Source organism: Ruegeria sp. G5, assembly GCF_056533365.1.
The window spans coordinates 252,353-278,685 of sequence record NZ_JBQFOK010000005.1 but is presented as its reverse complement, the minus strand read 5'-3'; the positions used below and the strand labels follow the sequence as shown (position 1 = coordinate 278,685).

Annotated in this window: 21 protein-coding genes; 14 read left to right on the top strand and 7 right to left on the bottom strand. The window is 55.5% G+C overall.

Annotation, left to right across the window (positions count from 1 at the left end):
* Positions 1 to 2: 2 nt before the first annotated feature.
* From ACR0BD_RS11545 to pyrH, 4 genes are all read right to left on the bottom strand, one after another.
* The gene (locus ACR0BD_RS11545; protein ID WP_480697436.1) at positions 3 to 1,211 is read right to left on the bottom strand and encodes a class I SAM-dependent methyltransferase; all 1,209 of its coding nucleotides are present in this window, start codon (positions 1,209 to 1,211) and stop codon (positions 3 to 5) included.
* A gap of 69 nt (positions 1,212 to 1,280) precedes the next feature.
* Positions 1,281 to 2,705, bottom strand: coding sequence for a cryptochrome/photolyase family protein (locus ACR0BD_RS11540; protein WP_480830559.1), 1,425 nt, complete (start codon positions 2,703 to 2,705; stop codon positions 1,281 to 1,283).
* Between the two features lie 48 nt (positions 2,706 to 2,753).
* Positions 2,754 to 3,980 carry an aminotransferase class V-fold PLP-dependent enzyme gene (locus tag ACR0BD_RS11535; protein WP_480830654.1) on the bottom strand — a complete coding sequence of 409 codons (1,227 nt, stop codon included), beginning with the start codon at positions 3,978 to 3,980 and terminating at the stop codon, positions 2,754 to 2,756.
* Between the two features lie 226 nt (positions 3,981 to 4,206).
* Positions 4,207 to 4,959: a UMP kinase gene (gene pyrH, locus ACR0BD_RS11530; protein ID WP_480697440.1), complete on the bottom strand. Its 753-nt coding sequence runs from the start codon at positions 4,957 to 4,959 to the stop codon at positions 4,207 to 4,209.
* 96 nt (positions 4,960 to 5,055) lie between these two features.
* Between pyrH and miaA the strand changes: the two genes are divergently transcribed.
* The 5 genes from miaA (at position 5,056) to ACR0BD_RS11505 (ending at position 12,772) form a co-directional block, all read left to right on the top strand.
* Positions 5,056 to 5,949, top strand: a complete 894-nt coding sequence (gene miaA / locus ACR0BD_RS11525; RefSeq protein ID WP_480830557.1) for a tRNA (adenosine(37)-N6)-dimethylallyltransferase MiaA — start codon at positions 5,056 to 5,058, stop codon at positions 5,947 to 5,949.
* A 326-nt stretch (positions 5,950 to 6,275) separates the two neighbouring features.
* Positions 6,276 to 7,946 carry an ABC transporter substrate-binding protein gene (locus tag ACR0BD_RS11520; RefSeq protein WP_480830555.1) on the top strand — a complete coding sequence of 557 codons (1,671 nt, stop codon included), beginning with the start codon at positions 6,276 to 6,278 and terminating at the stop codon, positions 7,944 to 7,946.
* A gap of 121 nt (positions 7,947 to 8,067) precedes the next feature.
* Complete coding sequence (locus ACR0BD_RS11515) at positions 8,068 to 9,114, top strand: ABC transporter permease (RefSeq protein ID WP_480697446.1); 1,047 nt, start codon at positions 8,068 to 8,070, stop codon at positions 9,112 to 9,114.
* A gap of 13 nt (positions 9,115 to 9,127) precedes the next feature.
* Positions 9,128 to 10,591 carry an ABC transporter permease gene (locus tag ACR0BD_RS11510; RefSeq protein ID WP_480830553.1) on the top strand — a complete coding sequence of 488 codons (1,464 nt, stop codon included), beginning with the start codon at positions 9,128 to 9,130 and terminating at the stop codon, positions 10,589 to 10,591.
* 93 nt (positions 10,592 to 10,684) lie between these two features.
* On the top strand, positions 10,685 to 12,772 hold the full coding sequence (locus ACR0BD_RS11505) for a dipeptide ABC transporter ATP-binding protein (RefSeq protein WP_480697450.1): 2,088 nt from the start codon (positions 10,685 to 10,687) through the stop codon (positions 12,770 to 12,772).
* A gap of 58 nt (positions 12,773 to 12,830) precedes the next feature.
* On the opposite strand, the gene ACR0BD_RS11500 is transcribed toward ACR0BD_RS11505, so the two are convergent.
* The gene (locus ACR0BD_RS11500; RefSeq protein ID WP_480830550.1) at positions 12,831 to 13,409 is read right to left on the bottom strand and encodes a lytic transglycosylase domain-containing protein; all 579 of its coding nucleotides are present in this window, start codon (positions 13,407 to 13,409) and stop codon (positions 12,831 to 12,833) included.
* Between the two features lie 207 nt (positions 13,410 to 13,616).
* Here ACR0BD_RS11500 and ssb point away from each other — a divergent pair, with 207 nt between their 5' ends.
* Positions 13,617 to 14,120 carry a single-stranded DNA-binding protein gene (ssb, locus tag ACR0BD_RS11495; RefSeq protein ID WP_480697454.1) on the top strand — a complete coding sequence of 168 codons (504 nt, stop codon included), beginning with the start codon at positions 13,617 to 13,619 and terminating at the stop codon, positions 14,118 to 14,120.
* Between the two features lie 18 nt (positions 14,121 to 14,138).
* Complete coding sequence (locus tag ACR0BD_RS11490) at positions 14,139 to 15,209, top strand: site-2 protease family protein (RefSeq protein WP_480830548.1); 1,071 nt, start codon at positions 14,139 to 14,141, stop codon at positions 15,207 to 15,209.
* Here the strand turns inward: ACR0BD_RS11490 and aroB are convergent, their stop codons facing one another.
* Both aroB and ACR0BD_RS11480 read right to left on the bottom strand, forming a co-directional pair.
* The gene (gene aroB, locus ACR0BD_RS11485) at positions 15,210 to 16,322 is read right to left on the bottom strand and encodes a 3-dehydroquinate synthase (RefSeq protein ID WP_480830546.1); all 1,113 of its coding nucleotides are present in this window, start codon (positions 16,320 to 16,322) and stop codon (positions 15,210 to 15,212) included. It lies immediately after the preceding gene.
* Positions 16,322 to 16,909, bottom strand: coding sequence for a shikimate kinase (locus ACR0BD_RS11480; protein WP_480830544.1), 588 nt, complete (start codon positions 16,907 to 16,909; stop codon positions 16,322 to 16,324). The genes aroB and ACR0BD_RS11480 overlap by 1 nt, the downstream gene beginning before the upstream one ends.
* A 79-nt stretch (positions 16,910 to 16,988) precedes the next feature.
* Here ACR0BD_RS11480 and ACR0BD_RS11475 point away from each other — a divergent pair, with 79 nt between their 5' ends.
* From ACR0BD_RS11475 to ACR0BD_RS11445, 7 genes are all read left to right on the top strand, one after another.
* On the top strand, positions 16,989 to 17,138 hold the full coding sequence (locus ACR0BD_RS11475) for a hypothetical protein (RefSeq protein ID WP_480697462.1): 150 nt from the start codon (positions 16,989 to 16,991) through the stop codon (positions 17,136 to 17,138).
* Positions 17,128 to 18,651, top strand: coding sequence for a hypothetical protein (locus ACR0BD_RS11470; RefSeq protein WP_480830542.1), 1,524 nt, complete (start codon positions 17,128 to 17,130; stop codon positions 18,649 to 18,651). The genes ACR0BD_RS11475 and ACR0BD_RS11470 overlap by 11 nt, the downstream gene beginning before the upstream one ends.
* 2 nt (positions 18,652 to 18,653) lie before the next feature.
* On the top strand, positions 18,654 to 19,607 hold the full coding sequence (locus ACR0BD_RS11465; RefSeq protein WP_480830539.1) for a site-specific tyrosine recombinase XerD: 954 nt from the start codon (positions 18,654 to 18,656) through the stop codon (positions 19,605 to 19,607).
* A gap of 64 nt (positions 19,608 to 19,671) precedes the next feature.
* Complete coding sequence (locus ACR0BD_RS11460; protein WP_480830537.1) at positions 19,672 to 20,979, top strand: HlyC/CorC family transporter; 1,308 nt, start codon at positions 19,672 to 19,674, stop codon at positions 20,977 to 20,979.
* Between the two features lie 93 nt (positions 20,980 to 21,072).
* Positions 21,073 to 23,490 carry a GcvT family protein gene (locus tag ACR0BD_RS11455; RefSeq protein WP_480830535.1) on the top strand — a complete coding sequence of 806 codons (2,418 nt, stop codon included), beginning with the start codon at positions 21,073 to 21,075 and terminating at the stop codon, positions 23,488 to 23,490.
* Positions 23,491 to 23,521: 31 nt separating this feature from the next.
* Positions 23,522 to 24,121 carry a nucleotidyltransferase family protein gene (locus tag ACR0BD_RS11450; protein ID WP_480830533.1) on the top strand — a complete coding sequence of 200 codons (600 nt, stop codon included), beginning with the start codon at positions 23,522 to 23,524 and terminating at the stop codon, positions 24,119 to 24,121.
* A 753-nt stretch (positions 24,122 to 24,874) separates the two neighbouring features.
* Positions 24,875 to 26,311 carry a DegQ family serine endoprotease gene (locus ACR0BD_RS11445; protein ID WP_480830531.1) on the top strand — a complete coding sequence of 479 codons (1,437 nt, stop codon included), beginning with the start codon at positions 24,875 to 24,877 and terminating at the stop codon, positions 26,309 to 26,311.
* The last annotated feature ends 22 nt before the right edge of the window (positions 26,312 to 26,333 follow it).

Here is a 26,333-nt window from a genome sequence, read left to right as displayed (position 1 = left end):
CATTACGTTGGTTTCGCTACAGTAATCTGTGTCACATCGCAATTACCGGTGTCAAAGGCTGCGCCGCAGGCGGTCAAATAATAATTCCACATGCGGCGGAAACGCTCATCAAATCCCAATTCCGAAATAACGTCCCATTTGTCGTTGAACGTTTCATACCAACGGCGCAGCGTCAGGTCATAACTTTTGCCAAATTCCTTGGACGTCACAACGTTCAAACCGCTTTTCTCCACTTGCTCTTTCAGCACGGAAGGCGCAGGAAGCATACCGCCGGGGAATATATATTTCTGAATGAAATCAACGCCGTTACGGTACACATCCCACCTGTGATCCGCGACAGTGATGATCTGCAAAGTAGCCTGTGCCCCGGGTTTCAACCGGTCGCGTACGGTTTCGAAATAAACTGGCCAGTATTTTTGACCAACGGCCTCAAACATTTCGATCGAGGCAATTCCGTCATACTGGCCACGCTCGTCCCGATAATCTTGAAGCTTAAACTCGACCATGTCCGAAAGACCAGCCTTATCAATACGTTCCTGAGCGTACTTCAACTGTTCCTGGCTGATTGTCAAACCTGTGACCCTTAGGCCACGCTCTTTCGCAGCATATTCGGCAAACCCACCCCAGCCACAACCGATTTCCAGGATATGATCACCGGGCTTAGCGCCCATTTCATCTACGAGACTGGCGTATTTGGCTGTCTGTGCTTTTTCCAGGCTTTCCTGTCCGGTTTCGAACAACGCGCTGGAATATGTCATCGTGTCATCAAGCCATAGGCCGTAGAATTCATTACCCAAATCATAATGATACGAGATGTTCTTCTTAGCTTGCTTGCGACTGTTTCCATTCAACCAGAACCGAAGCCGTTCATACGCTTGGACGAGGAACTTGCCAGTAAAGTCGTCATACACGGTCTCAGTGCCAAGATGCACCAGATCCATAAAAGAACGAAGGTCAGGCGTGCTCCAATCACCCTCAAGGTATGCGTCAGAAAAGCCTAGCTCGCCTTCACGGACCAATCGGGCAAAGACGTCCGGGTTGTGGATATCAACGCGGGCGACCGGTCCCGGTTTTGGACCTTCGGATCGGAAGATACGCCCATCAGGCAAGGCTATGTCCAGCCGTCCGGATTCCATTTTATCCAGCATCTTCCGCACTTGCGTAAAATACCGTGGCAAGTCTTTCTGACCATCTGTCGTCGTAAGGATCATCCGCTCTCCCCTGTGCGGTTGTTGTTTCAGGCTAGGCCGAGTTTGTGTTTGTGGCAAGTTTTCAGTTCCTTAACGGTTTTTGTGGCGCTCATAAGCGGCCAACGCAAGCGCCCGCCCTGAAGCTAGGTCAACAACAGGACTTGGGTACGCAGCTTGGGGACTAAGCCCCCATGAACGCGGCACAGCCTCAAAATACGACAACGCAGTCACCGGAGGATCCTTCTGCCCTTCGGCGACCCAACGCCGTACATACTTGGACAAGGGATCGAACTTTTCTTGTTGTGTGTTCGGATTGAAGACTCGAAAAAACGGGGATGCATCTGGACCAGACCCAGCAACCCATTGCCACCCCATTGCATTCGAAGCCGGATCCCAGTCGACCAAACATTCTTCAAACCAGTTCATTCCTACGGACCAATGCGTCATAAGATGCTTTGTCAGATAACTGGCTACAATCATACGCACGCGATTGTGCATACGCCCGGTGACATACATTTCACGCAAGCCTGCATCTACGATTGGGATACCTGTCTGCGCGCGTTTCCATGCCACGACATTCGGATGGTCCTCATCAATCGACCAAGGGAACCCGTCCCACTCTGGCCGCCAGTTGCTTGTGAGCATATGCGGCGTATGAAACATCAAATGGTATGCGAATTCACGCCAAGCGAGCTGACGCAAGTACGGCTCGGTTCCGGACGCACCGTTCATTGCAGCACGTTGAACGGCGCACCAAACAGTGCGAGGGCTGATTTCCCCAAGCGAAAGGTATTCCGACAGGCAAGACGTGCCATCGACATCCAGCCTGTCACGATCAGTACGATATGAGCTGATCCGGTCCAAAAAACTGTGGAGCACATCCAAGGCGGCCTGCTCGCCCGGGCGCACATGACGCGAAACCACCGAAGAGCCCCGGTTCATGGCCGCGGAAAGGTTAAGTTCGTTCAAGCTTGCTGTATCGGGCCACATTTTGGGGGCCTTTAAGGCTATGGGAGCTTTGATCGGCGCTGGGACTTCACGACCCTGCACAGCCCTCCACATTGGGGTAAAGACCCGAAAGGGTTGACCCGTTTTTGTGGCAACTTCCCAAGGCTCAAACAACAAGTGTCCCGTAAAGGACTTTGCCACAACGCCCTTTTCCTTAAGCGCAGACTTTATTCGGGTATCGCGTGCGATGGATTCAGGGTCATAGCTGCGCGACCAAAAAACGGAATCGGCTTTGGTGTTTTCCAGCAAATCACACAAGACATCCAGCGCATCGCCACACCGAATGGTCAGCCGGCTGTTGATTTCGGTCAACGATTGCGCAAACGCGCTCAGCCCCAGCCCCAAGCGCCACTTTGGGGCCGCGCCTAACGCGTCGACAAATTCGTCTTGAATGAAAACCGGAATGATCGGCTGGCCCGTTCGAACGGCCGCGTCCAAAGCAGGGTGGTCCGACAAGCGCAAATCCCGTCGGAACCAAACAATGATTGGTGGCTGCTCTTTTTCCATTCAGGTACCGATGTTTTCTTCGCAATACGAAGCAGAGCGAACAGCGGATCACAAAACGGCGTCAAGTGCACCTAATAACTTATTGATTTCATTTTGCGACGTGTAATGCGTAAAACTGACACGCAATACACCCTGGTTCATATCCACGCCCATCGCCTGCAAGGGCCGCACAGCGTAGAAGTCACCTCCCCCCGCCATAATTCCATAACCGGCCAGTTCTTCGGCGACATCTTCCGCGTTTCTGTTTAGCTCCATTGCAACGGTTGGGGCTCGTTTAGTTGCATCGGACGTACCGATCAGACGCACCGTGTTGCGATCCTTGACGGCATCAAGAAGCGGCTGCAACAACGTAACCTCTTGCGCGCGCATCAGGTCGTGAACAAATGCACCGCGATCTGTGGCTTCGGTTTCGGGGCCGCCGTGGTGACTGCACAGAAGATCGACATAGTCTGCCATCCCCGCGCAAGCCGCAATCTGAGCATGGTCCGGGCCCGCAGGAGTAAACCGTTTGTGCAGTGTCCCTCCGTTGAAATAGTGGGCTTGGTTGGGCAACAGCTCTCCGATTGAGCGTCGGATCACCATACAACCCTGATGCGGCCCATAGGTTTTATAGGCTGAAAACAGGTAGATATCTGGCCCAAGATCACCCACGTTTGGCAGCCCGTGCGGTGCGTAAGATACGCCATCTACGCAAACGAAAGCGCCAGCCGCATGTGCAAGCGCCGTAATCTCGGTCACAGGGTTGATTTCCCCAATAACGTTCGAGCAATGCGGGAAACAGACCAGCCGGACACTTTCATCCAGTAGGTTTTCCAAGTCTTGCAAGTTTAACGAACCTGTTTCCGGATCAATCTGCCACTCTCGTATTTCGATCCCTTCTTCAGCAAGACGCCGCCAAGGGCCGGAATTCGCTTCATGATCCTGATTGGTGACGATAATCACCTCACCCGGCTGCATCCATCTGCGAAACGCCTGGGCCAGCACGTATGTGTTCTGCGTTGTAGACGGACCAAAACTTAGTTCGTCATCGTCAACACCAAGGATCGCAGCCAGACGCGTGCGGGCTTCGTCCATTTCCGCGCCTGCCACACGGCTGGTTTCATACGGGGCGTACGGCTGCACTTTTCGTTGGGTATAGAACCGAAAGAGCCGATCCAAGACCGGCTGGCAAGTATATGAACCACCAGCGTTTTCAAAGAAAGCCTGCCCCTGCAGACTGGGCTCGGAAAAAGCTGGAAATTGAGACCGGACAAATTCGATATCCAGAGCGGTCATGGCGTATGCCTCCTTGATCATGCAAGCCTATCCACGAGGGACCGGGGCATGATTTCGGTCCCCCTCGGAAATCATGGCAGGTCTTCCAGCCAGCCGATGTGATTGCGTCGGCAGTTCCTACTGCGTGCAAGAACGGCGCCACGTTGCCCAGACACAGGTCAGAGGTCAACTCACGAAAGAAAAAGCCGGACACAAAGCCCGGCTTTTCAGTAACTCAGGTGCGGTATTAACCTTGCACCTTGGTGTAGGTACCTTCGCCGGCCAGAATACCGCGGAAACCGCCCGGCTCATCCAAGCCGAAAACGATCAGAGGCAAGTTGTTGTCGCGCGCCAGCGCGATCGCAGAGGCATCCATGACCCGCAGCCGCTTGGCCAGAACATCATCGTATGTGACGGTGTCATACCGTACCGCATCCGCGTGTTCCTTGGGGTCCTTGTCATAGACCCCGTCCACGCCATTCTTACCCATAAAGATCGCTTCGCAAGCCATTTCATTTGCTCGCAAAGTCGCTGCTGTGTCTGTCGTGAAATACGGGTTGCCAGTACCCGCTGCAAAAATGCAGACCCGTTTCTTTTCAAGGTGCCGGACGGCCCGACGGCGGATATAAGGTTCGCACACTTCGTCCATACGAATGGCCGAGATAACCCGTGTAAACACTCCAACCTCTTCAAGGGCCGACTGCATACCCAGCGCATTCATGACTGTCGCCAACATACCCATGTAGTCGGCTGTCGTCCGCTCCATCCCCTGCGCCGAACCGCTGAGACCACGGAAAATGTTGCCTCCACCGATAACCATACAGATCTCAACGCCAAGATCATGAACCGACTTTACCTCTTGCGCGATGCGCTGAACGGTTGGCGGGTGCAGGCCAAAACCCTGATCACCCATCAGTGCCTCGCCGGAAATCTTCAGCATTACACGTTTGTACTTGGTTTTAGGTGTCTCAACGGCGTCGGTTGTAGGAGAAAGGCTCATGTTGCGCTCCGGGCTGGCACGGGTTTAATTCCGGCGCAAAATGAAGCAAAACCTCTGCGGGTTCAATGCGGATCATAAGGAACAAGGCACTCCCGAATGACCAATGCCAGTGAAGAACAGATTTGGGACCGCCTGCCCCGCATACCAGACGACAAACCGGTCTTGATTGCCGGGCCGACAGCTTCGGGAAAATCCGCACTGGCACTGCAAATTGCTGAAACCCATGGCGGCGTAATCGTCAACGCCGACGCAAGTCAGGTCTATGACTGCTGGCGTGTCATTTCGGCCCGCCCATCTGCCGAGGAAGAGGCCCGCGCACCGCATCACCTTTATGGCCACGTTACCTATGATCAGGACTATTCCACCGGTCACTGGCTGCGTGACGTGCAGCCTTTGCTGCAAGGCGGGCCACGACCCATTATTGTCGGTGGAACGGGTCTATATTTTTCTGCTTTGACTGAAGGCATGGTGGATATCCCACCTACCCCTCGGGAAGTCAGAGCAGAAGCTGATCAGTTGGATTTGCCGACACTGATCCGCGGCGTAGACGCAGAAACGCTTAGCGCGATTGATACACAAAACCGTGCACGGGTTCAGCGTGCTTGGGAAGTCCTGCGGTCCACTGGCTTGGGGCTTCGCGCTTGGCAGGCCCGTACCCCTCCGCCGATACTTGACCTTGCGCACACTGTACCCATCGTATTTGACGTGGATAAACAATGGCTTTTGGACAGGATGACCCGTCGCTTTGATCTAATGCTGGAGACGGGCGCGCTGGCCGAGGTCGAGGCTATGCGCGCGCTCTATGATCCTTCGCTTCCTGCCTTCAAAGCCATCGGTGTTCCCGAGTTAATAGCCTACCTGGATGAAGACCTGACGCTTGACGCTGCGCGTGAGCGTGCAACGATTTCCACCAGACAGTTCGCCAAGCGACAGCGCACATGGTTTCGTGCGCGCATGAAGAACTGGAATCATATTGATTTCTCAAAGTGATACCACAAATAGTTGATTGAAATCTGCCTGTGCAGGTTCGCAATCGTTCGCGCGCTCGAATCTGTTGCCTCAGATGGCACCAAATCACCGCCCATAGCGCACCGACCGGGTACACAATCGGTCAAGGACGCTACCCGATGTCGTTTTTGTACGTTTAATGACGAATTCGAACATTGACCTCACCGGGAATCTGGTGCGGAATGAGGTCATGGGGATGAAGAGTATCCAAAAAACCAAAACCTGCGAACCTGCTGCCCAACACCACAGGGTCTAAAGCGGTTCCGTAATCCAATCAAAAAATATCTATGTCACAGGGAGAGACATTAATGCAAAACCAAACATTGACCGGAGCACCGATGCACTGGGCGGCGGAAATGCACGCGAAGGAATACCGGGAAGGCAATCTGAGCCGCCGTGAATTCCTGGCACGCGTCACCGCGCTGGGTGTAGCCGTACCGGCGGCCTATGGCATGATCGGTTTGCAATCACCGGCAGCAGCGGCAGAGCCGCAGCGCGGTGGCACGATCCGCTATCAAATGGAAGTTCGCGCGCTAAAAGACCCGCGCACATATGACTGGACGCAAATCGCGACCTACACCGCCGGTTGGCTGGAGTATCTTGTTGAGTACAACAACGACGGTTCGTTCAAACCAATGCTGCTGGAAAGCTGGGAAGCGAATGACGACGCCACCGAATACACCCTGAACGTCCGCAAAGGCGTTAAGTGGAATAACGGTGATGACTTCACAGCCGAAGACGTGGCGCGCAACATCGAAGGTTGGTGTGATGCTTCGATGGAAGGCAACTCGATGGCATCGCGGATGGCCTCTCTGGTTGATGAGAGCACACAGAAAGCCGCCGATGGCGCCATCACTGTCGTCGACTCGCATACAGTCAAACTCAAGTGCAGCGCACCGGATATCACGATTATCCCCGGCATGGCCGACTATCCCGGCGCGATCGTTCACAGCAGCTTTGACGCCAACAACATGCTGGCCAACCCAATCGGCACTGGCTTTATGAAGCCGGAGAGCCATGAAGTGGGCGTCAAAGGCGTACTTGTCCGTAATGAAGACCACGACTGGTGGGGCTATGAGGCCGGCAAAGGCGGCTATATCGACCGGATCGAGTTCATCGACTACGGTACAGACCCAGCCGCGTTCCTGGCGGCCTATGAAGCCGAAGAAATCGACATGAACTGGGAGTCAGTGGGCGAATTCGTCGACATCTTTGACGGCATCGGCCTCGTCCGCTCGGAAATTCCGTCGGGCTTCACCATCGTCATTCGTCCCAACCAGCTGGCCGAAGACGCAAACGGCAACAAGATCTACGGCGACAAGCGCGTCCGTCAGGCCCTTGCCATGGCCGTCGACAACGAGGTCTGCCTGGAACTCGGTATGTCCGGATACGGCATCCCAGCCGAGAACTGCCACGTTGGCCCGATGCACCCCGAGTATGACTCGGCCGTGACCCGTATCCCTTATGATCCAGCGGGCGCGAAGGCACTGATGGACGAAGCGGGCATGGGTGACTACGAGCACGAAGTTCAGTCCATCGATGACGACTGGCGCCGGAACACCACTGCGGCGGTCGTGGCTCAGCTCAACGATGCCGGCATCAAGGCCAAGCACACGGTTCTGCCCGGATCGACCTTCTGGAACGACTGGACGAAATACGCCTTCTCGTCGACCAACTGGAACCACCGCCCGCTGGGCACACAGGTTCTGGCTCTGGCCTATAAATCCGGGGTTGCGTGGAACGAGACCGGCTTTGCCAACGAAGAGTTCGACAAGCTGCTGGCCGAAGCAAACTCACTCGCGGATGTCGATATGCGCCGCGAGGTGATGGCCAAGCTGCAGGCGATCATGATCGACGAAGGCGTCGCCATCCAGCCCTATTGGCGGACGGCGATGCGTCACCACCGCGACAACATGGTGGGCGTCGAAAAGCACATTGCGGACCTGCCGCAGCTGTATAAGTTCGGCCTGACATCCTAAGCCGAAAACAAACAGGCCGCACCATAACGGTGCGGCCTTTTCGTCCTGAATGAGGCGACCCAAAAAATAGCAAAGCGTGAAGGTCTGAGCCATTCGCGCGAGCCGACCAACAGGGGCTACCATGGGATTATTCATACTTAGACGCGTGGGTATCATGCTGTTGACAGCATTGTGCCTGACGTTCTTGGTCTTCTTCCTGACCAATCTCTATCCAAATCTGGAAAAGCTGGCCAAGACACAAGGCAACTTTCGGATGTCGGATGAACAGGTCGAGAGTTTTCTGGAAAAAGGCGGCTACCTTCAGTCAACGCCTGTAAAGTACGGCGAATGGCTTGGTGTTCTTCCCTCTTACCGTCATACGAATGAGGACGGAACAGTTCAGGGCAGATGCATCCTTCCCGGCAAAACCGCCGAAGAGTCGCCCAATTTCTGTGGTATTCTTCAAGGCTATTGGGGATATTCCACCGTCTTTAAGGAAGAGGTGTCGACGGTTGTCGGCAACCGTTTGGCTTTGACGGGACGGCTGATGTTCTGGGTAATGTTGCTGATGGTTCCATCCGCGCTGGTCCTTGGAATTCTTGCGGGCATGAAAGAAGGGTCCGCAACGGACCGCACGCTTTCGACATTTGCAATCACGACGACAGCGACGCCGGAATATGTGTCTGGCGTTATCTTCATCGCGATTTTCACCTCGTCCGCGGTAGGATTGAAATGGTTTAAGGGCACAGCCACGCAGGCGATGGAAAATCCGACGTTCGAGAACTTTTTCTTACCGGTTCTAACCATTGCACTTTACGGGATGGGCTACATCGCCCGCATGACCCGTGCGTCCATGACCGAAGTTATGACAGCGCAATACATCAGGACCGCGCGTCTGAAAGGTGTCTCGTTCTCTAACATCGTGATGAAACACGCGTTGCGCAACGCGCTGATCGCCCCTTTCACCGTCATCATGCTGCAGTTCCCATGGCTGCTGAATGGCGTGGTGATCGTTGAGACCCTGTTCAACTATAAGGGCTTTGGCTGGGCGCTGGTTCAGGCGGCGGGCAATAACGACATTCAGTTGCTTCTGGCGATCTCGGTCGTGTCGGTCTTTGTGGTGCTGGTAACGCAGCTGATCTCGGATATCGGCTATGTCTACCTCAACCCGCGTATTCGCATTTCATAAGGAGGGTTAGATCATGGAACCACTTACCTGGACCGGCTCTATTGCCTTCCTCAATCCGCTATTCGCATTGGCGCTTGGCCTGATGATTTTGTCCATCGTGGTCTGGATGCTGGCCAGCATCGTACTGCCAGAAGACCATATGACCGTAAATCCCGATGGCACACTTACTTCCAACTCGAGCACGCGAATACTGATCCAACTCGCCTTGCGGTACAGCTTTCTGGCGAGCGTCGGCATTGCTGTGGGCTATATCGTGCTTGGCATTGTGATGGGCACGAACGCCGGCATCATCGGGGCAATTGCCCGACAGTTTTTGCCTGTCTGGCTGTCGCTGATTATCCTTTATGCCATGTCGATTGCCTTTAAGCGCAAGCTGGGCTTGTACGGTAAACTGTTCGACAGCCCGATTGGGATGATCGGCTTTGGCCTCGTGATGTTCTGGGTCTTTACCGGTATCTTTGGCGCGATGGATCTGATCGTCACGCATGATCCGCTGTCGCAGGTCTCAGGCATGAAGAACAAGGTTCCCGGAACGCCCCTGCCAAGTGCAGAAGAAGGTGCGTATTCTTGGTACCTGCTGGGTGGTGATAACCTTGCACGCGACGTCTTTAGCCGGATGGTAAAGGGTGCGTGGATCGTTGTGCAGATTGCTCCGCTTGCGACGATGTTTGCCTTTATGGTCGGTATCACGCTGGGCCTGCCTGCCGGTTACTATGGCGGACGACTGGACACGTTGCTTTCGTTCCTTGCCAACCTGATCCTGGCCTTCCCTGTTATCCTGCTGTTCTATCTGCTGGTGACCCCTGAAATCGTGGCGACCGGTGTTCCGAACTATATGGCGGCCGTTCTGTTCGTGTTCCCGATAATCTTCCTGGGCGTGCTGCTCAATTCGCGTTACTATACGCGCCCGAATTTCCGAACACCCCTGCTGATCGGAGTTCTGGGTGTCGCCCTGTGGCTCTACCTGTCTTTGATAACAACTGACGGATACATCATTCGCACGGACAGTTACGGGATCTGGGGTCTGCCGACCTATCTGGACCTGTTCGACATACCAGGCGGTATTCTGGTGGTCTTTGTCTCGGTGGTCTTTGTGAACTCTCCTACAGTGTTCCGGATTGTGCGTGGTTTGGCCCTGGACATCAAAACGCGTGACTATGTTGCTGCGGCGCAGACGCGTGGCGAGGGCCCATGGTACATCATGTTGTGGGAAATCCTTCCTAACGCGCGTGGACCACTGATCGTCGATTTCTGTCTGCGTATCGGGTACACAACCATCCTTTTGGGGACATTGGGCTTCTTTGGTCTGGGTTTGCCGCCCGAAAGCCCGGACTGGGGTTCGACGATCAATGAGGGGCGTAAGCTGCTTTCGATCTACTTGCACCCCGCCCTTCCGCCTGCGCTGGCCCTCTTGTCACTGGTTCTTGGTTTGAACCTGTTGGCTGACGGTCTGCGCGAAGAAAGTCTGAAGGACTGATTGTGATCGAGGCCGGGGGCTCTGCCCCCGGACCCCCGGGATATTTTTAGCCAGATGAAGGGGATCCCCCGGACTCTCGCGAGGAGTAACAAGATGAGCAAAATGGCGGATTATGACGGGCCTATTCTGGAGATCGACAAACTGTCGATTTCGTTCTTTACCCGGCTGCGAGAAATTCCTGCCGTTATGGATTTCTCGGTCAGTGTACAACCGGGTGAGGCCGTCGGGCTGGTGGGTGAATCCGGATGCGGCAAATCCACGGTCGCTTTGGGTGTCATGCAGGATTTGGGCAAGAACGGGCGCATTGTTGGCGGCTCGATCAAGTTCAAGGGTCGCGATCTGGGCGAGATGACCACGGAAGAACTGAGGGACATTCGCGGCAATGAGATCGCAATGATCTATCAGGAGCCCATGGCCTCGCTGAACCCGGCGATGAAAATCGGCAAGCAGCTGATGGAAGTTCCGATGATCCACGAAGGTGTGAGCCAGGAAGAAGCCTATGCCCGCGCTCTGGAAGTGGTGACGGACGTGCGCCTGCCGGACCCCGAGAGGATGTTGAACTCATTCCCGCATCAGTTGTCGGGTGGTCAGCAGCAGCGGATCGTGATCGCGATGGCGCTAATGTCCAAACCCGCGCTGTTGATTCTGGATGAGCCAACCACGGCGTTGGATGTGACTGTTGAGGCCGCCGTGGTCGAGCTGGTCAAGGATTTGGGTAAGAAATACGGCACGTCGATGCTGTTTATTTCGCACAACCTAGGGCTGGTTCTGGAAACCTGCGACCGCCTTTGTGTGATGTATTCGGGTGAAGCGGTCGAGCGCGGTTCGATCAAGGATGTGTTCGATGAGATGCAGCATCCGTACACACAGGCGCTGTTCCGTTCCATCCCGCTGCCCGGGGCCGATAAGAACTCGCGCCCGCTGGTTGCTATCCCAGGGAACTTTCCCCTGCCCCATGAACGCCCGCCGGGATGTAATTTCGGGCCGCGTTGCGACTATTTCGAAGAAGGCCGTTGCGACGCGAAAGAAATCCTTATGGAAGCTGTGCCGGGCAATGACCGCCACCACACGCGTTGCTTGAAGTTCCAGGAGATTGACTGGAACGCGCCAATCACTGTGGGTGAGCAAAAAGAAAAAGCCGAGATTGGGCGGGCCGTTCTGAAAATGGACAACCTCAAGAAATACTATGAAGTTGCCGCGAACGCCTTGTTTGGGGGCGGCGAAACCAAAGTCGTTAAAGCCAACGAAACCCTCAGCTTTGAGGCACATGAGTCCGAGACGCTTGCCATTGTGGGTGAATCAGGTTGCGGCAAGTCGACCTTTGCCAAGGTTCTTATGGGCCTAGAGACAGCAACCGACGGTCAAATCCTTCTGGACAATCGCAATATCGAAGCTGTTCCGATTGAGGAACGGGATGCCAAGACAGTGGGTGAGGTTCAAATGGTGTTCCAGAACCCGTTTGATACGCTCAACCCCTCTATGACGGTTGGCCGACAGATCATTCGCGCGCTTGAGATTTTCGGCGTCGGTAATTCTGAAGCCGAGCGCAAGAAACGCATGCTCGAGCTGTTGGATCTGGTGAAGTTGCCGCGCGCTTTCGCTGACCGGATGCCGCGTCAGTTGTCAGGTGGGCAAAAACAACGGGTGGGGATCGCGCGTGCTTTTGCAGGCGACGCCCGTATCGTTGTGGCCGACGAGCCTGTGTCTGCGTTGGATGTGTCGGTTCAGGCGGCGGTCACTGATCTGTTGATGGAAATTCAGCGCGAGCAGAAGACCACCCTGCTGTTCATCAGCCACGATCTGTCGATCGTACGCTATCTCAGTGACCGCGTGATGGTGATGTATCTTGGTCATGTGGTCGAGTTGGGTACCACCGATCAGGTCTTTAGCCCACCCTACCATCCCTACACCGAGGCCCTGTTGAGCGCGGTACCGATTGCGGACACGTCCGTTGAAAAACAGCACATCGTATTGGAAGGCGACATACCTTCGGCCATGAACCCGCCTCCGGGTTGTCCGTTCCAAACACGCTGTCGTTGGAAGTCCGAAGTACCGGATGGCCGTTGTGAATCGCATGTGCCACCGGTGCAGACTCTGGAAGATGGCCATCAGGTCAAATGCCATCTGTCTGAGGATATTCTGGCCAAGATGGAGCCTGTGATCAAAATCGCAGCCGAATGAAACATAAAAAAAGAACCGGCCTCAGCGCCGGTTCTTTTGTTATCCCATTTCGGTAGAGTCAGCCGCCCCAGATAACCTCAACATAGTTCTGGGTTTCCTTGTAAGGCGGCACCCCGCCGTGCTTTTCAACGGCACCGGGGCCCGCGTTATAGGCGGCAAGCGCCAAGCGCCACGATTTGAACTTGCGGTATTGCCAGGACAGGTAGCGCGCGCCGCCTTCAAGGTTCTGTTTTGGATCATGTGGATTCACACCCAAAAGCTGCGCAGTGCCAGGCATGAGCTGTGCAAGGCCCAAAGCCCCTTTGTGGGACACGGCACGTGGGTTCCATCCACTTTCTTGCTGTACAAGACGCAAGAAAAGCTCTTCTGGGACATTGTGCTTTCGGGCAGCTTCACGGGCGAGCGTCACATACTCACCTTTGTATTTTCCGGTGTAGCGTTGGCTGAACTGACGTTTGGGTGTCTTGGGCTTTAGTCGCTCCGACCCCCGATACTGAGTTGCAGCCCGCGTATCCAAAACCTTGGATTGTTTGAGGAAAATATCACGGCGGTTCTTGGTCGACAGCGTTTCCGCTGTCGCATGGCCAGCCACCAGCGCAAAGCACAGAACCGAAAAACAACCAACTCGTAAACGCATAAATGCCAGTCCCGATCTCTCATGAACCCGATTGAGTATAGATATTTCAGCCAATAATGAAAGCATGGTTAATCTAATCCGAATAAATTCCCGGTCAGAACGGTACCAATCAACTGTGTTTTAACCATGACGCAGGCCGTATAGGGTCGCAGGGATACATGGTGTCAGATTCGGACGCTCACTAGTCAGTTAAGAACGGGAAAGTATATGGCAGGCTCAGTCAACAAGGTCATTATTGTGGGAAACCTCGGTCGCGACCCCGAAGTACGGTCATTCCAAAACGGTGGTAAGGTTTGCAATCTGCGCATTGCAACTTCAGAGACCTGGAAAGATCGGAACACTGGCGAGCGTCGCGAGCGCACGGAATGGCATTCCGTGGCGATATTCTCGGAACCTTTGGCGCGCATTGCCGAGCAATACCTGCGCAAAGGTAGCAAAGTTTACATCGAAGGCCAGTTGGAAACCCGCAAATGGCAGGACCAATCCGGTCAAGACAGATACACGACCGAAGTCGTCCTGCGCCCATATCGCGGTGAGCTGACCTTGCTGGACGCCCGAGGTGAAGGCGGTGGCGGTGGCTACGGCGGCGGACAGTCAGGCGGATATGGCGGTGGTCAGGCCGGGGGCGGATACGGCGATCCCTATGGTGGGCCATCCAGTTCCCCTGCCCCAGCTTCCAGCGGAATCGACGACGACGAGATTCCGTTCTAATCGACACGGAGACATAAAATGGCGTGGTCCCTTTCTCTCGGCCGGTTACTTGGGTCGGAACTTAGGGTCCATGTCACTTTCTTCTTGCTTCTCGCCTGGGTTGGGTTTGCCGCCTTTTCGAGCGGCGGACTGTCAGCTGCGCTTGAAAACCTAATCTTTGTACTCGCGCTTTTCGCATGTGTCGTTGCGCATGAGTTCGGCCATGCGTTGATGGCGCGCCGATATGGGATCAAAACTCCGGATATCACCCTATTGCCAATCGGCGGTTTGGCCCGGTTAGAACGAATGCCGGAAAAGCCGATGCAGGAAGTCTGGGTCGCGCTTGCGGGACCCGCGGTTAATATTGGTATCTGGCTGGTGCTTTTTTTGTTCGGCGCGGGAAGGCCGATGGAAACTTTGGCCCAAATGGGCAGCGGCACTCCTGATCTGGTGAACCAGCTAGCTTACGTAAATCTACTTTTGGCCGCGTTTAACATGATCCCGGCCTTTCCGATGGACGGCGGGCGGGTCTTTCGTGCCCTTCTCTGCATGAAGATGGATCGGGTGAAGGCGACACGGATCGCTGCAATCTCGGGTCAAGTCGTTGCAGTCGGCTTGGGCTTTCTGGGGCTCAGTCTGGCGAACCCACTGTTAGTTCTGATCGCTGTATTTGTGTTCGTGGCCGCAAACGCCGAGAGCCAGGACGTCGCGATGCGATCGGTCACACGGCGGGTTCTGGCCCGGGACGCGATGATCACTGAATTCCACGCGCTTTCACCTGATGACACTCTGGCAACAGCGGCGCAGGCGGTTATTCACACCACTCAGCACGAATTTCCAGTTGTCGAGACAGGCGGCGACTTGCTGGGGTTCGTCACGCGCGACCGCCTGTTCAGCGCGTTGGCAGGTGACACTCCACGATCGGAACCTGCGATATCCATCATGGAAACAGAGATTCCCAAGGTGCAATTAACAACCGGTTTGGCAACCGTACTGGATAAGCTGCACCAAGGCGCACCCGCTATAGCGGTTTGCACGAAAACCGGGCACATGGTGGGTTATATCACCCGTGAGAACATCGGCGAGTTGATGGTTCTCAGCGGGCGCTGATCAGGCCGTTTCCAAGGCATCCTGCAGAACGGTCAGAACAGCGTCGCGCGGAACATCCGAGGTGACGAAGGCTTGACCAATCCCTCGCGCGAGAATGAACCTAAGCTGACCGTCGATGACCTTTTTGTCCTGCGCCATCAGATCGACCAGCGCTTCGGCGCTTGGCAGTTCTCCGGGGATGTCTGCGAGATCAGTTTTCATGCCCATTGCTCGCAAATGCGCGCGAACACGGCTTGGATCTTCTTGCGAACACAGCCCTAAACGCGACGACAATTCGAACGCAAGCGCACAGCCTATCGCCACCCCCTCGCCGTGCAAAAGCCGATCTGAATAGCCTGTCGCTGCTTCTAAAGCGTGGCAGAACGTATGCCCAAGGTTCAACAGCGCGCGGTCGCCCTGCTCTGTCTCATCGCGGGCGACGATTTCAGCTTTCATCTCAACAGAACGCGTGACCGCCCGGACCCTTGCGGCCATATCGCCGCCTGACACATTCGTTCCATTCTGTTCGAGCCAGTCAAAGAACTCGGCATCCCCCAACAGACCGTATTTCACGACCTCACCATAACCCGACAGAAAATCCCGTTGCGTCATGGTTCCAAGCACGGATGTGTCCGCCAAAACCAAAGAAGGCTGATGAAAAGCGCCGATCAGGTTCTTTCCTTGCGGTGCATTAATTCCGGTCTTCCCGCCGACCGAACTGTCAACTTGAGCCAGCAAAGATGTGGGGATTTGAACAAAGCGCACGCCCCTACGCAGAACAGCGGCGGCAAATCCCGCCAAATCTCCGATTACACCGCCGCCCAAGGCAATGACGACGTCGCGGCGTTCGACTTTTTCGGCCAAAAGCCATTCGACGGAGCGTTCGAAATGGGGCCAGCTTTTCGTCGCTTCACCAGCCGGTAGCGCCAGCGATGTCATCTCAACCCCGGCAGTGGCCAAACCATCACGAAGCGCATCAAGGTGCAACGCTGCGACGTTCTCGTCGGTTAAGACGGCCACTCTGGGTCGATGCAGCAAGGGTGCAATCAACCCTCCGGAGCGGGACAATAAATCAGGTCCGATTTCTACGTCGTAAGAGCGCTCGCCCAGTTCAACATGTACCGTTTGGTGCATCAGTTCCGTTCCAAAACATCAGGGCGACTGGTCAGCGCGTTCACAACCCGGTCCACCATATTATCAATCGAGACCTCACCGTCTGAAATCACCGTAAGATCAGCCTGTTCATAAATAGGTACGCGTGCTTCGTACAATCCGCGCAGCGTCGCATATGGATCGGCAGTACGCAGCAACGGGCGTGTGTCCTTATGTTTGACACGATTCCAAAGCACGTTCAGGTCGGCTTTCAACCAGACCGAGGCGCCGCGCTCGGTGATCATGTGACGGTTTTTCGGGGCAAGAAAGGCACCACCGCCCGTCGACAGAATACCGCGTTTTTCGTCCAGAAGACGGCTGATTACCTGAGTTTCCTTGGTCCGAAAGAACGCTTCGCCATCGCGTTCAAAGATTTCCGGAATGGTCATATTTGCCGCTGATTCGATCTCAGCATCGCTGTCCAGAAAGGGAACGCCAAGCCGTGCGGCCAGCGCACGACCCACGGCCGTTTTTCCGGCCCCCATCATCCCAACCAGAACCACTGTTTTGTGCAGGGTAAAGCCCTGAACCGTGTCCGCTGAGTGAGTGTTATGCTTAATTTCGCTCATTTCACCGTGAATGACGTGATCTTAAGAAAAATGCCAGCTATAACTGAGACAAAAGAGAAAATTGAGGCAACGTTGAGCGATGGGCCGTCTAATCAAACTGCTGATATATCTGGTTTGCCTGTGTTTCATCGGGCTGGTGGGTTACGCCTATCTTGGGCCGGTCTTTGGCGTGGATTTCTCCGCGCCACAGGAAGAAATACGTGAACCGGTAATACTGAATGTCGAATAAAGCTGCGGTGATCGCGCTGTTATTGGCAGGCGCGGCACAAGCGCAACAGGAACCACTTTCTGCGATAGAATGGTTAAGCCAGCCGCCTGAGAACCTGCCGGGCACTGTTCTGCTGGAACCGCCGGTGTCGGAAACCGGCATACAACCGGATATCGAAGTCACCTCACTCGAAGCGCTATCGCAACCGCTGGGCCTTGTGTCTTCCAAGGTCACGGGTCTGCCGATGGGTATGTGGCAAAGCAGTGAACCCCAGCGATTAGCGGACCTGATTGCCAAAGTCCCGGTCAAATATAACCCTGCGATGCAACGCTTGCTGTTCACGCTTCTTTTGACCGAAGCCCGCGCGCCGTCAGGACCGGGTGCCGAGGAAACGCTGCTTTTGGCACGGCTGGACCGGTTGATGCATTTGGGCGCCGCCGATCCTGCACAGTCTTTGGTCCAACTGGCGGGTCCAACGGATACACGAGAACGGTTCCAACGCTGGTTCGATGCCACGTTGTTGACCGGGGACGAGGATCGAAGCTGCACAGCTCTGATCGCACAGCCTCATCTGTCTCAAGACTATGCGGCGCAGATATTCTGCAAGGCGCGCCGTGGTGACTGGGCCTCGGCTGCTTTGACACTAGAAGCCGCGCACGCCCTGCAGATTCTGCCACCAGAAGACTTGGATGTCTTGGATCGCTTCCTTAGTCCTGAGCTTTTTGAAGAAGCGGAGTATCTGCCGCAGCCCGACCACCCCGATCCGTTGACCTTCCGGCTATTCGAGGCCATCGGTGAACGTTTACCTTCAGCCCCGCTGCCGCGCGCCTTTGCCAATGCCGATCTCAGGGATGTTGCCGGCTGGAAGGCACAGATCGAAGCTGCCGAGCGTTTGACCCGTGTCGGAGCCTTAACACCGAACCAATTGCTGGGGCTCTATACCGAACGCAAACCCGCTGCGTCAGGTGCGGTCTGGGACAGGGTCGCAGCGATCCAGCGCTTTGAAAGTGCATTGAACGCTGGCGACACCGACGCGATATCCCGCACTCTGACCACAGTATGGACGCAGATGCGCAATGTCGGCCTTGAGGTGCCCTTTGCCGAGCTTTTCGCAGGCCGTTTGTCTCAAGTGAAACTGCCGGACTCTGCCGCAGAAACTCTGCGCTGGCGGATCCTTTTGCTGTCCGACCTGTACGAAACCGCCGCGTTGAAACCACCCAGTCGTGCCGAAGACATACAGTTCCTTTCCGCGCTGGCCCAGGGTGATCCGGGGCGTGCGCGCGCTCCCTCGCCCTTGGCGGATGCTGTGGCACAAGGGTTTGCCTGGTCGGCCCCCGTTCCGCGCGATATCGAAAACATGTTGGCCAATGACCAGCTTGGCGAAGCAATCCTTGAGACGATGGAACTGTTCGCCCACGGGTCACGCGGCAACCTTGTCGATCTGACAGCGGCGATTGCCACGCTGCGCCGCGTCGGTCTGGAAGACACCGCACGCAGGGCTGCTTTGAACCTGCTGATCCTTCAGGATGGCTGAATATGACCGCCCCTGCCACATATGAGCTTTGGATTTCCACCTTTCTGCAGGCCCAGGCTGCCGAGCTTGGAGCGGCCACGAACACACTGCTGGCGTATGGGCGCGATCTGAAAGACTTTGCGGCATGGTTAGCGCGCCGCAAGGTGACCTTCGACACCACAGAGCGTGATCATGTCGAGCGCTATTTGATAGATTGCGACGCTCAGGGTCTGTCGCAATCTACGCGCGCACGGCGGCTATCCGCGATAAAACAGATTTTTCGGTTCGCGTTTGAGGAAGGTTGGCGCGAAACCAACCCTGCCATTCAGATTAAGGGACCGGGACGCAAAAAGCGTCTGCCAAAAACGCTGGACGTTCCCGAAGTCGACCGGTTGCTAAAAGCCGCCCGAGATACCGGGCGTTCGCAATCAGACAAGATACGCAACACCTGTCTGATGGAAGTTCTTTATGCCACCGGAATGCGAGTGACCGAGCTGGTATCCCTGCCGGTGTCATCGGCACGCGGCGATCCAAGGATGCTGTTGGTTATGGGCAAAGGCGGCAAAGAACGGATGGTACCACTCTCTCCGCCCGCTCGTGAGGCGTTGGCGTTGTGGTTGCAAACCAGAGATAAGGCCGAGGATCGCTTGGTGGCAGATGGCGGCCAACGGTCCCGTTTTCTGTTCCCATCCCGAGGAAAATCCGGCCATTTGACCCGGCATATGTTCTTTCAACTGGTCAAAGATCTGGCTGTACAAGGCGGCGTTTCGCCGGAAAAGGTCACGCCGCATACATTGCGACATGCCTTCGCAACCCATCTGCTGGCCAATGGGGCAGACCTGCGATCGATCCAAACTCTGCTCGGCCATGCCGATGTCGCAACGACTGAAATCTATACCCACGTGCTGGATGAGCGGTTGTCAGAGCTTGTGTTAGAGCATCACCCGCTGGCGAAAGACCCAGAACCCAAGGGCTAACCCCTTGATCCAGCGGGGGCGCGACCCCATAACGAATGCATAAAACACCAACAACCAAGGACCGATGGAACCCTCTTCTTCTCTGATCGACGGCGCATTCTGGTTTACGACCGGCGCCATTTTGTTTTTGCTTATCCTGTCAGGATTTTTTTCGGGTTCTGAAACGGCGTTGACGGCCTCGTCACGAGGCAAGCTACGGGCGCAGGCCGACAAGGGCTCGCGCGGGGCCCAAAAGGCGCTTGATATAACGGACGACAATGAACGCCTGATCGGCTCGGTCCTGCTGGGCAACAACCTGGTGAACATCCTTGCGGCATCGCTGGCGACGGCCCTGTTCACACGGCTGTTCGGCGAAAGCGGTGTGGCGCTGGCAACGCTGGTTATGACCCTGCTGGTTCTGATTTTTGCCGAGGTTCTTCCAAAGACATACGCCATCACCAATGCCGAAAAAGCCGCCTCGCTGGTTGCACCGATCATCAGCGTTGTGGTCACCGTCTTTTCGCCGGTTGTGGCAGCCGTACGGCTATTGGTACGCGGCGTCTTGCGCCTGTTTGGCGTGCAAATCGACCCGGACAGCAACATTCTTGCAGTTCGCGAGGAAATTGCCGGCGCGCTTCAGCTTGGTCATTCGGAAGGCGTCGTGGAAAAAGAAGACCGCGACCGTATCCTAGGCGCACTTGATCTGGGGGAACGCGCGGTAGAAGAGATCATGCTCCACCGCTCGAACATCGAGATGATCGACGCCGACGACGCGCCACAAGCCATCTTGCAGCAATGTCTCGAAAGCCCGCACACGCGGTTACCCGTTTTCCGCGATGAGCCCGAAAACATCGTGGGCGTCGTGCACGCAAAAGACCTGTTTCGCGCCATGTATGCCCATGCGGGCAGCAGCGAAGGTGAAACCAACCGTCTGCAAGAATTCGATATCTCAAAAGTTGCGAACGACCCTTATTTCGTTCCCGAGACGACCACTCTGGACGACCAGATGCGCGAATTCCTGCGGATGCACAGCCACTTTGCTCTGGTGGTGGATGAGTATGGCTCGCTCCGCGGCCTCATAACGCTTGAGGATATTCTTGAAGAAATCGTGGGCGAAATTGCCGATGAATTCGATATCGAAGAGGATGTTCCTGTCACCCGCACCGAGGATGGACAGTTTCTGGTCGAAGGCGCAATGACTATTCGGGATGTGAACCGCGCCCTGGAATGGTCCCTGCCCGACGAAGAAGCCAACACTGTCGCAGGGCTGGTGATCCATGAGGCGCAGATGATCCCGATTGTAGGTCAGGTGTTTTCGTTTCACGGCTTCCGTTTTGAGGTCACGGCGCGTGAAGGCAATCGGATAACCGAGCTGAAAATACGTCATCTCTAAGCCCCCTCAAACGACGCTGAATGTCGGGAACGGGACAGTAAACCCCGACAACCCCTTACAGGCTTTGACCCAAATGCAATGGGAGGTGATGCGATGAAAACGACAACTCGGGTGGCCGTGATCGGTGGCGGCGTTGTGGGATGCTCGGTCTTGTATCACCTGACCAAGCTGGGATGGTCAGATGTGATGCTGTTAGAGCGTTCTGAACTGACCAGCGGGTCCACATGGCACGCGGCGGGTGGTTTTCACACGCTGAATGGCGACACCAACATGGCCGCCCTACAGGGATATACGATCCGTCTTTATAAAGAGCTGGAAGAGATTACCGGCATGTCCTGCGGATTGCACCATGTTGGCGGGGTGACACTGGCCGACAATCAGGACCGGTTTGACATGCTCTTGGCCGAACGGGCCAAACACCGGTTCATGGGTCTGGAAACCGAAATCGTCGGACCGGATGAGATCAAAAAGATCGCCCCTATTACCAATACAGATGGCATCATCGGGGCATTGTATGATCCTTTGGACGGCCACCTTGATCCATCGGGAACGACCCATGCCTATGCCAAAGCTGCACGTATGGGTGGGGCCACGATCGAAACGCATTGCATGGTCCGCGAAACAAACCAGCGGCCCGATGGAACATGGGACGTGGTTACGGACAAAGGCACAATCCACGCTGAGCATGTGGTCAACGCCGGTGGCCTCTGGGCCCGCGAGGTGGGCGCCATGGCGGGTGTCTATTTTCCTTTGCACCCGATGGAGCATCAGTATCTGGTGACGGACTCGATCCCCCAAATCGAAGCAATCATAGACGCAGGGGGTGAACATCCTCATGTCATGGATCCGGCCGGAGAGAGCTATCTGCGGCAGGAAGGACGCGGTCTGTGCATCGGCTTTTATGAACAACCCTGCAAACCGTGGGCCGTCGATGGGACCCCTTGGGACTTTGGACACGAGTTGTTACCGGATGACTACGACAAGATCACCGACAGTATCGAGTTCGCGTATAAACGCTTCCCCGTTTTGGCTGAAGCCGGGGTGAAATCCGTGATCCATGGGCCGTTCACCTTCGCACCCGATGGCAACCCCTTGGTGGGCCCGGTGCCCGGCTTACGCAACTATTGGTCAGCGTGTGGCGTAATGGCGGGCTTCAGTCAGGGCGGCGGCGTTGGTCTGACCTTGGCGCAATGGATGATCGAAGGCGAGCCCGAGCGCGACGTGTTCGCAATGGATGTGGCCCGTTTTGGCGACTGGATCAGCCCAGGCTACACCCGCCCCAAAGTGGTCGAAAACTACCAGAAACGTTTCAGTGTCGCGTACCCGAACGAGGAACTGCCCGCCGCCCGCCCCTGTCGAGCAACGCCTATGTACGACATTTTCACCGATCTCGGTGCCGTCTGGGGCCAGCAATATGGGCTGGAGGTTCCTAATTATTTTGCCCAAGCCGGTGAGCCTGACTTTGAAACGCCTTCGTTCCGCAGGTCTGATGCGTTTGTGGCAACGGGCCGAGAAGTCCGCGCCGTTCGGTCGGGTGTGGGCATCAACGAAGTGCATAATTTCGGTAAATATCGGATCACCGGCGACCACGCCCGGGCTTGGTTAGATCGGATGATGGCCGGACGAATTCCACAACCGGGGCGTTTATCGCTGACGCCCATGCTTTCTCACAAGGGCAAGTTGATCGGTGATTTCACCGTTTCTTGCTTAAACGAGACAGAGTTTCAGTTGACCGCCTCTTATGGTGCTCAGGCATTTCACATGCGCTGGTTCCAGCAGAACCTCGAAAGTGGTGTACAGATCGAAAATATCAGCGACCGTTTGAATGGCTTCCAGATTGCGGGACCCAAAGCATCGGCTGTTTTGGCCGCGTGCACGCGCGAGGACATTTCTGACCTTCTTTTTCTGGATGTACGCCGGATGACGGTCGGGATGACGGACTGTATTGTTCAGCGCGTCAGCTATACGGGCGATCTGGGGTATGAGATTTACTGCGATCCGATGGCGCAACGACAGCTTTGGTGGACGCTCTGGCAGGCCGGTGAACCAATGGGCATGGTACCCTTTGGAATGCGCGCCATGATGAGCCTGCGATTGGACAAGTTTTTCGGATCCTGGATGCGCGAATTCTCACCTGCTTACACGGCTGAAGAAACTGGCTTGGATCGTTTCATCTCATTTTCAAAGAATGTTGCCTTCATCGGCCGCTCTGCCGCCGAAGCTGAACAGCGCACAGGGCCAAACCGCAAGCTGGTTTCCTTTGTCGTGGACGCCGCAGACGCAGACGTAAACGCCTATGAGCCGATCTGGCTGGATGGAGAGGTTGTCGGCTTCTGCACGTCGGGCGGATACTCTCACCACGCAGAAAAATCTGTCGCAATGGGTTTTCTGCCCACTGAACGCGTTCAGGATGGGCTAGAGGTTGAAATCGAGATTCTGGGGAAATTGCGAAAAGCACATATGATCTCAGAACCTCTGTTTGACGCCGATGGAACCCGCATGCGGGGATGACTTGGGCGCGAACCGAGGGCATGCTAGCGCCATGAAAGACATACCGATCATACTGTTAGCCGCCGGGCAATCCCGGCGCATGGGCGGCGCCGATAAGCTGCTGCAGGACGTCGACGGAGAATCTTTGCTACGTCGAATGGCCCTGATCGCCTTGCAGGTTGGCGACGTCTACGTGGCGCTTCCACCCAAGCCGCATGACAGATATCAGGCGCTTGATGGGCTGGACATGCAAAAGATCGAAATACCAGACGCCGCCGAGGGGATGAACGCGAGCTTGCGCGGCGCTTTGGCTGGCCTGCCAGCAGGCAAATCCGGCGCAATGGTTTTGCTAGCCGATCTGCCCGAACTCACCAAAGAAGACCTGGTATGTGTCCTTCAATCGGTATCCGATTACCCTGACAACTTGATATGGCGGGGCGCAACTGCGGCAGGAAAGCCAGGACATCCCGTAATTTTCGATGCTGAGCTTTTTCCCGAACTGAAAGCTCTGCGTGGGGACGAAGGCGCCCAGTCGGTTGTTCGTGCAAACCGACAAAAAGTTCACTTGTGCGCCCTACCCAATCACAATGCTCTGCTTGATCTCGATACGCCCGAGGAATGGGCCGAGTGGCGCAAAAACCGGGTGACCTAAATAAACACGGCCCGGTCTTTTCAGACCGGGCCGGTGCCCAATGCAGGACTACCACGTTTCACTGTCCCAAAAACGCTGCCACTAATGCCGATTGGCACCATGGCTATTCCGCTGCCGAACCTAAACAAGACCCCCTCGTTAACATGCCGCTCAGCGTTTCTGGTGACTGTGACAAGCCATTGGCACCCCCTAGTGCCGCTGGCTACCCCTCGCTTGGGCGTGATCATCGTCACCGATCCAGTCCGGGCAAACAACGCAAAACTAGAACCTTCGGTTAATTTTAAGTGATTCTGAATGGTATTTACGCAACAACTGGGCACCAATCACTCTACCTTAAGGCGATTTTTCTTGGCTCAATTTGATTGGAAAATGGCCATTATGCGCACATCAAATGAACCAATGGTCGGTAAGATTTATAGTAGATCACTGGTCATGGTCATTAACCCAATTTGAGACTACAACCCAAAGCTGAGCGTCAAAGCAGTCATCGAAGCAGTATGCGATTTGTTTTCAAAACTGAATCAATTCGCCGCTTTTCCGGGTTTGGCTGGGTAACGGGAAACAATTGCACGATTCGTATCATTCGATTCGCAGCTCAACGCCCGACTCGCCACACAGTTATTTTGAATCAAACACGCCATTTGTGGCAAAATTAAGATTTCTTAATCTTTATCTCAGGAAAAGATCAGACTTGTACCGCATCTCCTGCATTAACGCGCGGCAGTAACCGCGTGAGTCAAACAGGAGACAAAAATGAGCATCCGTAAATCCTCTCTTCTCGTCCCACGCACGTCCAACTGGGTAGGTGTCAGTGCTTTGGGGGCCGCCTTGCTGGCAACCACTGCCCTGCCCGCGAAAGCGGACGAAGCACTGGCGGACTTGGTCGAGAGCGTTTCGCCGTCGGTTGTGACCATTCTAGCGGAACAAGAGGCGCGCCCGACGCCCGCGCAGGGACAAGGTTTTGATTTTGAAGGTCACCCTTTTGGCGAATTCTTCAAACGCTTTGGCACGCCCGAAGGTTTTGACGCCCCCCAGCGCGGACCCGCTCAGGGTTTGGGGTCAGGTTTCGTTCTGGATGAGGCCGGGTATATCGTGACCAACCACCACGTCGTCGACAATGCCTCGACCGTAACCGTGCGACTGAATGATGACCGTACTTTCGAAGCTGAGATTGTCGGCACTGACCCCCTGACCGACATCGCGGTTCTGAAGATTGACGCAGGCGAAACCCTGCAAGCCGTCGAATTGGGCGACAGCGACGTAATTCGTGTTGGCGAAGATGTTGTGGCTATCGGTAACCCGTTTGGCCTCAGCTCGACCGTGACCACCGGGATTGTGTCGGCCAAAGGTCGTAACATTTCGCAAGGGCCCTATGCTGAGTTCATCCAGACAGACGCTGCGATCAACAAGGGCAACTCAGGCGGGCCGTTGTTCAACATGGACGGAGAAGTTGTCGGCGTAAATTCGGCCATCTACTCGCCCAGCGGCGGTTCAGTTGGTCTGGGTTTTGCAGTGACGTCAAACATTGTCGAACACATCGCGGCCGATCTCCGAGACGATGGTCAGGTCAGCCGCGGATGGTTGGGTGTCTCTATTCAAAACGTGAGCCCTGAAATCGCAGCGGCCATGGGTATTGATGCATCGTCCGGTGCGCTCGTGTCTGATGTTGTGACCGGCAGCCCAGCCGAAGGCATCCTGAAACAAGGCGACATCATTCTGACCTTCAACGACGAAGAGGTCGACTCTAGCAGCGATCTGCCGCTGTTGGTGGGTACGACCAAGGTTGGCACCGAAAGCACACTGACCGTACTGCGCGACGGATCCGAGCAGCAGTTGCAGTTGACCATTGGCCAGCACCAAAGCGCAGAGGCTGAGATCGATAAGTCTGTCGACGATACGATCGAAGGCACCGCACTGGGTGTGACAGTTGCTCCGCTGAACGACACGACGCGTAGTCAGATGGGTGTGGCTGAAACTGTCGAAGGCGTGGTTGTTACTGAGCTTCAGCCCGATAGCCCGGCAGCCCGAGCTGGCCTCCAGCCCGGTGATGTCATCGTCAAACTGGGCAGTCAGGAAACCACGACGCCCGACGCGCTGAAGACCGCGCTCGACAACGAAAAAACAGGGCCCGCACTGGTTTTGATCAACCGCGGCGGCAGCCAGATTTTCGTGGCCGTTGACATCGCCTGATTTCACACCCGCGCGCGCCACG

Bases quoted from the DNA above. Each gene is read 5' to 3' on its own strand.
- ACR0BD_RS11475 (WP_480697462.1), top strand. From the start codon at position 16,989: ATGGGCCGTCTAATCAAACTGCTGATATATCTGGTTTGCCTGTGTTTC.
- pyrH (WP_480697440.1), bottom strand. From the start codon at position 4,959: ATGAGCCTTTCTCCTACAACCGACGCCGTTGAGACACCTAAAACCAAG.
- ACR0BD_RS11455 (WP_480830535.1), top strand. From the start codon at position 21,073: ATGAAAACGACAACTCGGGTGGCCGTGATCGGTGGCGGCGTTGTGGGA.
- ACR0BD_RS11500 (WP_480830550.1), bottom strand. From the start codon at position 13,409: ATGCGTTTACGAGTTGGTTGTTTTTCGGTTCTGTGCTTTGCGCTGGTG.
- miaA (WP_480830557.1), top strand. From the start codon at position 5,056: ATGACCAATGCCAGTGAAGAACAGATTTGGGACCGCCTGCCCCGCATA.
- ACR0BD_RS11480 (WP_480830544.1), bottom strand. From the start codon at position 16,909: ATGAGCGAAATTAAGCATAACACTCACTCAGCGGACACGGTTCAGGGC.
- ACR0BD_RS11460 (WP_480830537.1), top strand. From the start codon at position 19,672: ATGGAACCCTCTTCTTCTCTGATCGACGGCGCATTCTGGTTTACGACC.
- ACR0BD_RS11445 (WP_480830531.1), top strand. From the start codon at position 24,875: ATGAGCATCCGTAAATCCTCTCTTCTCGTCCCACGCACGTCCAACTGG.
- ACR0BD_RS11465 (WP_480830539.1), top strand. From the start codon at position 18,654: ATGACCGCCCCTGCCACATATGAGCTTTGGATTTCCACCTTTCTGCAG.
- ACR0BD_RS11505 (WP_480697450.1), top strand. From the start codon at position 10,685: ATGAGCAAAATGGCGGATTATGACGGGCCTATTCTGGAGATCGACAAA.
- ACR0BD_RS11535 (WP_480830654.1), bottom strand. From the start codon at position 3,980: ATGACCGCTCTGGATATCGAATTTGTCCGGTCTCAATTTCCAGCTTTT.
- ssb (WP_480697454.1), top strand. From the start codon at position 13,617: ATGGCAGGCTCAGTCAACAAGGTCATTATTGTGGGAAACCTCGGTCGC.
- ACR0BD_RS11490 (WP_480830548.1), top strand. From the start codon at position 14,139: ATGGCGTGGTCCCTTTCTCTCGGCCGGTTACTTGGGTCGGAACTTAGG.
- ACR0BD_RS11540 (WP_480830559.1), bottom strand. From the start codon at position 2,705: ATGGAAAAAGAGCAGCCACCAATCATTGTTTGGTTCCGACGGGATTTG.
- ACR0BD_RS11515 (WP_480697446.1), top strand. From the start codon at position 8,068: ATGGGATTATTCATACTTAGACGCGTGGGTATCATGCTGTTGACAGCA.
- ACR0BD_RS11545 (WP_480697436.1), bottom strand. From the start codon at position 1,211: ATGATCCTTACGACGACAGATGGTCAGAAAGACTTGCCACGGTATTTT.
- ACR0BD_RS11520 (WP_480830555.1), top strand. From the start codon at position 6,276: ATGCAAAACCAAACATTGACCGGAGCACCGATGCACTGGGCGGCGGAA.
- ACR0BD_RS11450 (WP_480830533.1), top strand. From the start codon at position 23,522: ATGAAAGACATACCGATCATACTGTTAGCCGCCGGGCAATCCCGGCGC.
- ACR0BD_RS11470 (WP_480830542.1), top strand. From the start codon at position 17,128: ATGTCGAATAAAGCTGCGGTGATCGCGCTGTTATTGGCAGGCGCGGCA.
- ACR0BD_RS11510 (WP_480830553.1), top strand. From the start codon at position 9,128: ATGGAACCACTTACCTGGACCGGCTCTATTGCCTTCCTCAATCCGCTA.
- aroB (WP_480830546.1), bottom strand. From the start codon at position 16,322: ATGCACCAAACGGTACATGTTGAACTGGGCGAGCGCTCTTACGACGTA.